The 7,710-nt window shown below is 65.0% G+C and carries 9 protein-coding genes; 3 read left to right on the plus strand and 6 right to left on the minus strand.

Features of this window, described 5'->3' with window-relative positions; genetic code table 11:
- Positions 1 to 134 precede the first annotated feature (134 nt).
- From gspD to gspG, 5 genes are read right to left on the minus strand one after another with little or no spacing between them, the layout of a single operon-like run.
- Complete coding sequence (gene gspD / locus HX801_RS30855) at positions 135 to 2,444, minus strand: type II secretion system secretin GspD (protein ID WP_008431402.1); 2,310 nt, start codon at positions 2,442 to 2,444, stop codon at positions 135 to 137.
- The gene (gene gspM, locus HX801_RS30860) at positions 2,441 to 2,965 is read right to left on the minus strand and encodes a type II secretion system protein GspM (protein ID WP_177023353.1); all 525 of its coding nucleotides are present in this window, start codon (positions 2,963 to 2,965) and stop codon (positions 2,441 to 2,443) included. The genes gspD and gspM overlap by 4 nt, the downstream gene beginning before the upstream one ends.
- Complete coding sequence (gene gspL / locus HX801_RS30865) at positions 2,958 to 4,070, minus strand: type II secretion system protein GspL (protein ID WP_177023354.1); 1,113 nt, start codon at positions 4,068 to 4,070, stop codon at positions 2,958 to 2,960. The genes gspM and gspL overlap by 8 nt, the downstream gene beginning before the upstream one ends.
- Entirely contained in the window at positions 4,067 to 5,014 is a 948-nt protein-coding gene (gene gspK / locus HX801_RS30870; protein WP_177023355.1) for a type II secretion system minor pseudopilin GspK, read from the minus strand. Before gspK ends, gspL begins: the two co-directional genes overlap by 4 nt.
- Before the next feature lie 8 nt (positions 5,015 to 5,022).
- Entirely contained in the window at positions 5,023 to 5,460 is a 438-nt protein-coding gene (gspG, locus tag HX801_RS30875; RefSeq protein ID WP_003218660.1) for a type II secretion system major pseudopilin GspG, read from the minus strand.
- Between the two features lie 148 nt (positions 5,461 to 5,608).
- Here gspG and gspI point away from each other — a divergent pair, with 148 nt between their 5' ends.
- A complete protein-coding gene (gspI, locus tag HX801_RS30880) occupies positions 5,609 to 6,007 on the plus strand; it encodes a type II secretion system minor pseudopilin GspI (RefSeq protein ID WP_008431408.1) in 399 nt (132 codons plus the stop codon).
- On the opposite strand, the gene HX801_RS30885 is transcribed toward gspI, so the two are convergent.
- Positions 5,994 to 6,425, minus strand: coding sequence for a type II secretion system protein N (locus HX801_RS30885; RefSeq protein ID WP_177023356.1), 432 nt, complete (start codon positions 6,423 to 6,425; stop codon positions 5,994 to 5,996). The two genes, gspI and HX801_RS30885, sit on opposite strands and share 14 nt — an antisense overlap.
- Before the next feature lie 85 nt (positions 6,426 to 6,510).
- Here HX801_RS30885 and gspH point away from each other — a divergent pair, with 85 nt between their 5' ends.
- Positions 6,511 to 6,963 (plus strand): type II secretion system minor pseudopilin GspH, encoded by a 453-nt coding sequence (gspH, locus tag HX801_RS30890; RefSeq protein ID WP_177023357.1) that lies wholly within the window; start codon positions 6,511 to 6,513, stop codon positions 6,961 to 6,963.
- Complete coding sequence (locus tag HX801_RS30895; RefSeq protein WP_177023358.1) at positions 6,956 to 7,552, plus strand: type II secretion system protein GspJ; 597 nt, start codon at positions 6,956 to 6,958, stop codon at positions 7,550 to 7,552. The genes gspH and HX801_RS30895 overlap by 8 nt, the downstream gene beginning before the upstream one ends.
- Positions 7,553 to 7,710: the final 158 nt, after the last annotated feature.

The following is a 7,710-nucleotide window of genomic DNA, read 5'->3' on the forward strand; positions in this document are numbered from 1 at the left end:
GCGAGGCACCGAGTGGTGGGGCAAAGACCTTTTGGTTACTTTTGGGGCGTTTGCCAAAAGTGACCCGCTGTAAGAGCGGAACCATAGGTGGCCGTTACCGCAGCAACGGATATGCCCCCCATCCAAAACCCAAATCACCGCGGCACCGCCCGAATCACCGCCCTAACCCCCTGCCCCCCGGGAATCGCCTTATCCACCGAAGGCAACTGCGGCGCCTGCACATCCGGCATCGCCCAACTATGCTCCGGCTGCAACCCACCCTGGGCCCTGCGCATAAACTCATAGCGATTCAGCGTAATACTGCGCCCCGCCCCGCCGTCACGAATAATGTAAGGCCGCAAAAACACCATCAAATTAGTCTTCGTCACACTGCGCTTTTCATTCCTGAACAGCGCCCCCAACCCCGGAATATCCGACAACCAAGGCACGGCGTCATTGCTCTGGCTATACCCATCCTGCAACAGCCCGCCAAGTACCATGATCTGCCCGTCATCCAGCAAAATACTCGTATCAATCGCCCGCTTGTTCGTCACCGTCCCGGCATCCACCGAAGCCCGCGTGTCGACGCTGCTGACCTCCTGATAAATATCCAGCTTCACCGTCCCCCCCTCGGAAATCTGCGGCCGCACGTTCAGCTTCAGCCCCACTTCCTCGCGCTGCACCGTCTGGAACGGGTTATTGCTCGTGCCGCCGCCGCCCGTCACATAACTGCCGGTGACAAACGGAATCGTCTGCCCCACAAAAATACTCGCCGCCTCGTTATCCAGGGTCAGCAGGTTCGGCGTCGACAACACATTGGTCCCGCCCTTGCTCTTCAATGCCCGGGCCAGCACCTTGAGGTCCAGCACCTTGCCAATCCCCGGAATGTCCACCGAGCCATTCACCAGCCCGATGTTCAAACCCTTGGGCAACACATCAATGCTGGTCTTGCTGGTGGGGGTTCCATTCAAGCCGCTGCCCCCCAGGTTCACCCCGCCAAAGCCCCCCTTCCCGCCCAGGTTGCCCGCCTGCCACTGCACCCCGAACTCGCTGGCATCGTCCTCACCCACTTCGACGATCAGGCTCTCGATCACCACCTGGGCGCGACGCTGGTCGAGCATGTCGATCACCTCCCGCAGGTTGCGATACAGCGGGTCCGGCGCCGAGATCAGCAAGGTGTTGGTGGTGGCGTCCGCCTGGATCGTCACGCCACCGGCGCTGAACGCGGTGTTCTGGTCGGTAGGGGAAGAGGCTCCGGTGCTGCTGGTGTCCTGCCCGTAACCACTGGGCTGGACAGTGCCGCTGCCGGTGGGAGTGCCGCTGCTGTTCTGGGTACTGCCCTGGCCACCCTGGGTGTTGCCGCCCATGCTGCTCAACTTGCCGCGGGCATTGTCACTGGTACCGGTGTCGCTCTCACCAGTGAGCAAGCCCCGCAGCGACTGCGCCAACTTGCCGGCCTGGGCGTTGCGCAGGTACACCACGTGCATATTGCTCGGGTTGCTCTGGGCGTTGTCGAGCTTGTAGATCAGGTTGCGCGCCAGTTCCGTGCGCTCCGGGCTGCCGGCGCGGATGATGATGGAGTTGGAGCGCGGGTCGCCGATCACGTTGATCTTCTGGGTCTGGTCGGCGCCCTGGGTTTCGAGGAGTTCCGAGACCATGGCGGCGATGTCCACGGCGATGCCGTTCTGCACCTTCACCACGTCGGTGTCGATGGCGCTCGGGGTGTCGATGCCGTCGATGATCTGTGCCACCCGCGCCAGGTTTTCCGCGTAGTCGGTGATCACGATGCTGTTGTTGCCGGGGTAGGCGTTGATCGGGTTGTTCGGCGACACGATCGGGCGCAGCACCGGGATCAGGTTTACCGCGTTTTCGTATTGCAGGCGGAAGGTGCGGGTCTGCATGCCCTGCCCGCCCGGGTTGGCGCCGCTGTAGATCGGCCCGCCCAGCAGCTTGGCGTCCGCCTCCGGCACCACCTGGGCCACGCCGCCTACGTCGACCACGCTGAAGCCCTGCATGCGCAGCGCCGCCAGCAGCATGTCGTAGGCCTGGTGCGCCGGTACCTGGCCTTCGCTGACCAACGTGAGGTTGCCTTTGACACGCGGGTCCACCAGGAATTGCTGGCCGGTGGCGCGGGACAAGGCGCGCACCACCGCCTGGATATCGGCGTCGACGAAGTTCAGTTGTACCGGTTGATCACCCAGCGGGTTGCGCGCCCTGGCCGGTGCGGCGCCATGGCTGCGGGCGCTGTTGGTCACCGGGTGTTGCACCCGGGGTGGCGGCACGGTTTCGCGCTGGCGGTCCAGTGGTGTGTCGCCGCTGCGCCGGGTGTCGGCCAGGGGTTGGCCGAGCTCGCTGTCCACCAGCAACGGCGCGGAGGATTGGGGGTTGCTGCACGCTCCCAGCGCCAACAAGAGCAAAGGGGCGACCTTGCGATAAGGCGCAGCGTTGGGCAATGACCACTTCATGAAGCTTCCTTAGCGCCAGGCGCCTGATCCATGCGAACGGTCCCGGACAAGGTGCCGGCCGAGGTTGAAGGGGTAGCCTCGCCTGCGCGTTGCAGGCGGGCCGCAGAGACTTCCAGGGAGAACGGCCGGGGGTTGGCCAGCAGCCAGTCGATCACCGCGTCCGCCGGGGCATCGTCGAAGGTCAGGCGCCAGCTGCCGGTGTCCTGCGGCTGCAATTGATAGCGGCCCTGCAGCCCGGCGTTGTCGAGGGACTGGTGCAAGGCGGTTTCCAGGTCACTGCTGCGCGGGGCTGGGGCGACGCCTTGCAGCAGCACCTGCAAGGCCTCGGCCTGGCTGCGCAGTTTCGGAGTTTCGGCTTGCCAGTAGTCGATTTTCTTCAGCGGTGGCTGGATCAACAGCAACCAGGTCAGCAGGCCCGCCAGCACCAGGCCGGCACCCACCAACAGACGTTTTTCACGCATGGCCAGGCCGTTCCAGAACACCTGGGCCTGGCTGCGCAGAAGCTGCCAACGCTTATTCATCTTCGGCCTCATCGTCTGCATCGGCTTCAACGCGCTCGGTAAGCGGGCCGACTGTCCAGCCCTGGTCGTCGCGACGGGCGCTGAACCCGGCCTGGGCCAGCAGCGCCTGCGCGTCAGCGGCCAGCGCCGGGGTCCGGGCGTCCGGCAGCAGGCTCAGCTGCAGGCGGCCTTGCTCGTAGCTCAAGCTCTCGACGCTGCCCGCCATGGACGGCAGGCTGCTGCCCGCCAGCGCCAGCAAGCCGGTAAAGCGCTGCCCAGGTTCGGCCGCCGCGCCGCTCTGGCGTGCGGCCAGTTGCTGACGGGCTTGTTGCAGCGGGTTGAGAATCACCGGCAGTTCGGGGAAGGCCTGGCGTACTTGCTGGCTCATCTGCGCCTTGAGGCGTTGGCCTTCGTCGACCTGGCGGGCGGCGTAGAGGTTCAGGCCCAGGGCCCAGACGGCGACCGCCAGCGCCGTGCAGGCCGCCGCCCTGCCCCAGCCACCGGTTGCCGCCTGCTGGAGCCGACCGTGCAAACCCCAGCCCGGCGCGGTACCGCTCCAACGGGCATCGTCGGCCACATGGAGCACATCGACACCGGTGGCGAGCAGATCATCCAGCGCCTGCTGCCCCAGAGGATGTACCGCGCCCTGCTGCAGGCTATGGCGAAGTAGCAAATGCCCGTCGCAGAAGGCCGCGCTCGCTGGCCCGCTGACCGGCAGCGCGTAGGGCGCCGGGTACAGGCCACGCACTTTGATTTTCAGCTGGGTCGTTATCCGGCCCAGGTGCTCAAGGCTGCTTTTGGGCAACCAGCCGACCTGCACCAGGCCGCTGCTGTCCCGTGGACCGTGGGCCACATGCATCAATTCCAGCGGGCCGAGGATCAATGCCTGGGCCGCACAGGTCACTGCATCGTCGACCTTGGCGGAGGGCAATTGCGGCAGCTCCAGGCTGGTCAGCAAGCTGTCCCGTGGATGCAGAAAACACTCCGCCTGGGTATTCGCCCATTGCGCCAGGCGGCCCTCGCCCTGCTGGCTGACCTGCCCGGCGCGGTCCAGCCAGGCGAACTGCACCTGGCTCTCGGTGGTGAGTTCATCCAGCGGCGGCAAGCCGATGCGCAAACGCTTCATACGCCCACCCGCGACCAGATCACCTGGGGCTGACGGTCTTGCGGGCGATACAGCAACGCCTCCAGCGTGACCCGACGCTGCTCGCGGCGCGCCTGGCCGTGCACGCGAAACCACTCGCTGGTGATCCCCACCTGCACCGTGTCCACCGCGACTTGTGGCATGCGCAACCGGTTGACGAAATCCCCGCGATTGACAAACCAGCGCCCGCCGTCGCGCTCGGCCACCAGTGCCTGGGCCTGGGACAGGCTGAGCCCCGGCACCACGCTGCTGAGTACCTCGGCGCTGGCGGTATTGCCGTTGACCCAGGTATTGCCGGGCAGCACGCTGACATAGCTCGCCATGCGCCGCAGTTGGCGCGGGTCGAGGCCTTCGATACCGCTGAGGTCGGTGAGGCTGCGCAACATCGGGTACTTGGCCGGGATCAATGGCGCAGCGGCACCGGGCGAGGTATCCCGGCTGCTGTTGAAACCGCCGGTGAGTGAGCCGCCGAGCTCGCGCTGGTCGTATGAGTCGATCACCCGCCGGCTGATGCGGCGGCTCACGGCCGGCTCGATGCCGATCAACTGGCACAGGCGTTCGAAGCTCTGCAATTGCACGGCGTCCGGGTGTTGTTGGGTCACCAGGTTGCGCAGGTTGAACTTGCCCTGCTCATCCTCAATCCGCCCCTCGAAAGCACCGCCGAGGGGCCGTGCCCACGGTTGATCGAGCCGGGTCAACACGTCCTGGCGGCGCGCATCCCACAGGAGTTGGCGACTGGTTTCCAGGCCGCCATTCAACAACCATTGGCCCTGGATACGCAGTTGTTCAGCTTCCAGGCTGCGGGTGAACACGGTTTGCCGGGTGAGCATGGCGCCGGCAAGCACCGCGACCACGGCCGCGATCAGCAAGGCACTGATAATCGCCATGCCGCGCTGCTTCGCCGCTGGGGGCGAATGGCTGTTCATCGCCGGCCTTACAACTGCCAGGAGCCGATATCGGCATTCACGCCGTCACCATCAGGTTTCCCGTCGGCGCCGAGGGAGAACACATCCACTTCGCCGTTGGCCCCGGGGTTGAGGTAGTGATACGGGTTGCCCCACGGGTCGTTGGGCAAGCGTTCGAGGTAGGCGCGCCAGTTGCTGTTTTTCGCATCGGCCGGGCGTTCCACCAGCACCTTCAAGCCCTGGTTCATGCTGGGATACGAGCCGTGGTCGAGGCGGTAGAGTTTCAGGGCCTGCATCAGCCCGCCAATGTCCTGCCGGGCCGCTGTGGCCCGCGCCTGGTCGGGGCGGTCGAGCACCTTGGGCACCACCAGCGCCGCCAGAATCCCCAGGATCACCACGACCACCATGATCTCGATCAGGGTGAAACCGCGCTGCCTGCGCGCTGACGTGAAGTGTGCGATATCCATGTCGACATTCCTTGGCTTGAGTGCATTTCGTGGCGCAGTGTTGCAAGAACACATGTCAGTCATGTTGAAAATCCTCGGGAGCTTTGGTCGCCAATCGGTCAACTCCCGGGGCTAGTCTGCGGGCCTGTTTCCCGGTTTTGAGTACGCCATGGGCGGGCCCCGCAACGAGCAAGGTTTCACCCTGATTGAAGTGTTGGTGGCACTGGCGATCATCGCCGTGGCCATGGCGGCGGCGGTACGCGTGGCCGGGCTGATGACCACCAGCAACGGCCTGCTGCGGGACAAGTCGATGGCGCTGCTGGCAGCCCAGGGGCGGATGGCGGAACTGCGCCTGGAAGGTCGGGTGAGCACCGGGCGCAAGACGTTCGACTGCGACCAGGGCCGGCTGAAACTGCGTTGCGAACAGACCATCAGCAACGGGCCGGATGGGCGCCTGTTCCAGGTCAGCGTGCAGGTGCTGGACGCCACCCGGGAAGCGCCACCCCTGGCACGCCTGGAGACACTGCTGGGGCGCCCGCCGGTGAAGCGCCCGGTTACTGCCGAATGAGGCTTGGCAACGTCGGCCCGTCGGGCAACTTGTCGAGGGGCACGCGGATTTTTTCCGCGCCGCGCTCGATCTCCACGCTATCGCCTTCAATGGCCGTCAGCCGCACGCCGGGACTCAGGCGTTCACCCAACAAAAAGCTGCGGGGCGGGCCGTCGTTGAGACTGAGGATCGCCACCGCCCCACGCGCCCCGGCAAGCACCCCGGAGACCCTGATCTGCATCACCGCCGGGGTATTGGAAAACCATTGCACGGCGGGGTTGTCACTGCGAGCCGCCAACGCCTGGGGCGCGGCCTGCGGGGTGTGGGACTCGGCCGACGTGAGCAACAGCGGCGTCCAGGTCGCAACCCCTGCCAGCACCGCCAGCAACGCCAAGGCCTGGACGCCATGGGCGGGTGAAAAACGATGGATGAATGCCATGGGCGGGACCTCCTGTTTGTCCGTCGCCTCAGGCTACAGGGCAATTCACACCTTTTTATTTCAGCGGTTGATCAGGGAGCAAAAAATGAAACAGCAGGGCTTCACGTTGATCGAGTTGATGGTGGTGCTGGTGATCATCGGCATCGCCAGTGCGGCCATCAGCCTGAGCATCAAGCCTGATCCGCTGCACCTGCTGCGCAAGGACGCGGAACGCTTGAGCCAATTGCTGCAGATGGCCCAGGCCGAGGCGCGTGCCGATGGCCGGGCGATTACCTGGAAAGCCGATGCCAAGGGATTTCGCTTCAGCCGCGTGACGGATGATGGGCTGGGAGTGGAGAACTTCAGCGGCGATCAGCAACTGCGTCCGCGGGCCTGGGACAGTGCGCCGATGCAGGTGCGCATCGAGCCCGGGAAAACATTGGTGCTGGATGCTGAATGGGTGAACCCGCCGGTGCGGGTGGTGCTGTCGGATGGGCAATACAGCCTGAGCCTGCAACGGGATGCGGCGGGGTTGTTGCGGGTGGTGAGTCATGAGTGACCAGAAGGGTTTTACGCTGATCGAGGTGATGGTGGCGATCATGTTGATGGCGGTGGTCAGTGTGATTGCCTGGCGCGGGTTGGACAGTGTGACCCGGGCTGATCAGCATTTGCAGGCCAGCAGTGAGCAGACGGAGGTGTTGTTGCGGGCGCTGAACCAGATGCAGCTGGATGTGAGCTTGCGCGCGGGGGTTGAGTTGGGGCCGCCGATTGGCGAAGACGCGCCGAAGCCTGGCGGGTTGGCGGCGGTGTCGGTGAGGAGTTCGGACAGCAAGGGGTTTCGGCTGGAGGTGATCCGGAGTGCGCCGATTCCTGGGGATGGGTTGCAGCGGGTGCGGTGGTGGCTCAAGGGCGACACGCTGTACCGGGCAGCTGCACCGGCGCGGGATCGGTATCCGCTGCCGGCGCCCAGGGATGCGGTGGCGGTGCTTGGGCAGGTCAGGGATTTGCAGGTGCGGGTTTGGGACAAGGGGTGGCGGCAGTTGAGTGGGAATCGGCAGGAGGAACCGCTGGGGATCGAGGTGGTTCTGGTGCGGGAGACGGGCCAGGGGGTGGAGCGGTATCGGCAGGTTTTGGGGCCCTTGCGGTAGGGCTTTTTGGGGTGGTGTACATATCCGTTATTTTTGTTATGGCTGATATGGGTTCCGCTCACTTTCGAAAAGCCGGAATGCCGGCCCAGTCAAAAGTAAGCAAAACGCTCTTGCCCCACCACTCGGCTCCTCGCTTAGGCTTGAGTGTTGAAGAGCAA

Origin of the sequence: Pseudomonas sp. G1002 (assembly GCF_013385455.1) — a bacterium.
Taxonomy (GTDB): Bacteria; Pseudomonadota; Gammaproteobacteria; order Pseudomonadales; family Pseudomonadaceae; genus Aquipseudomonas.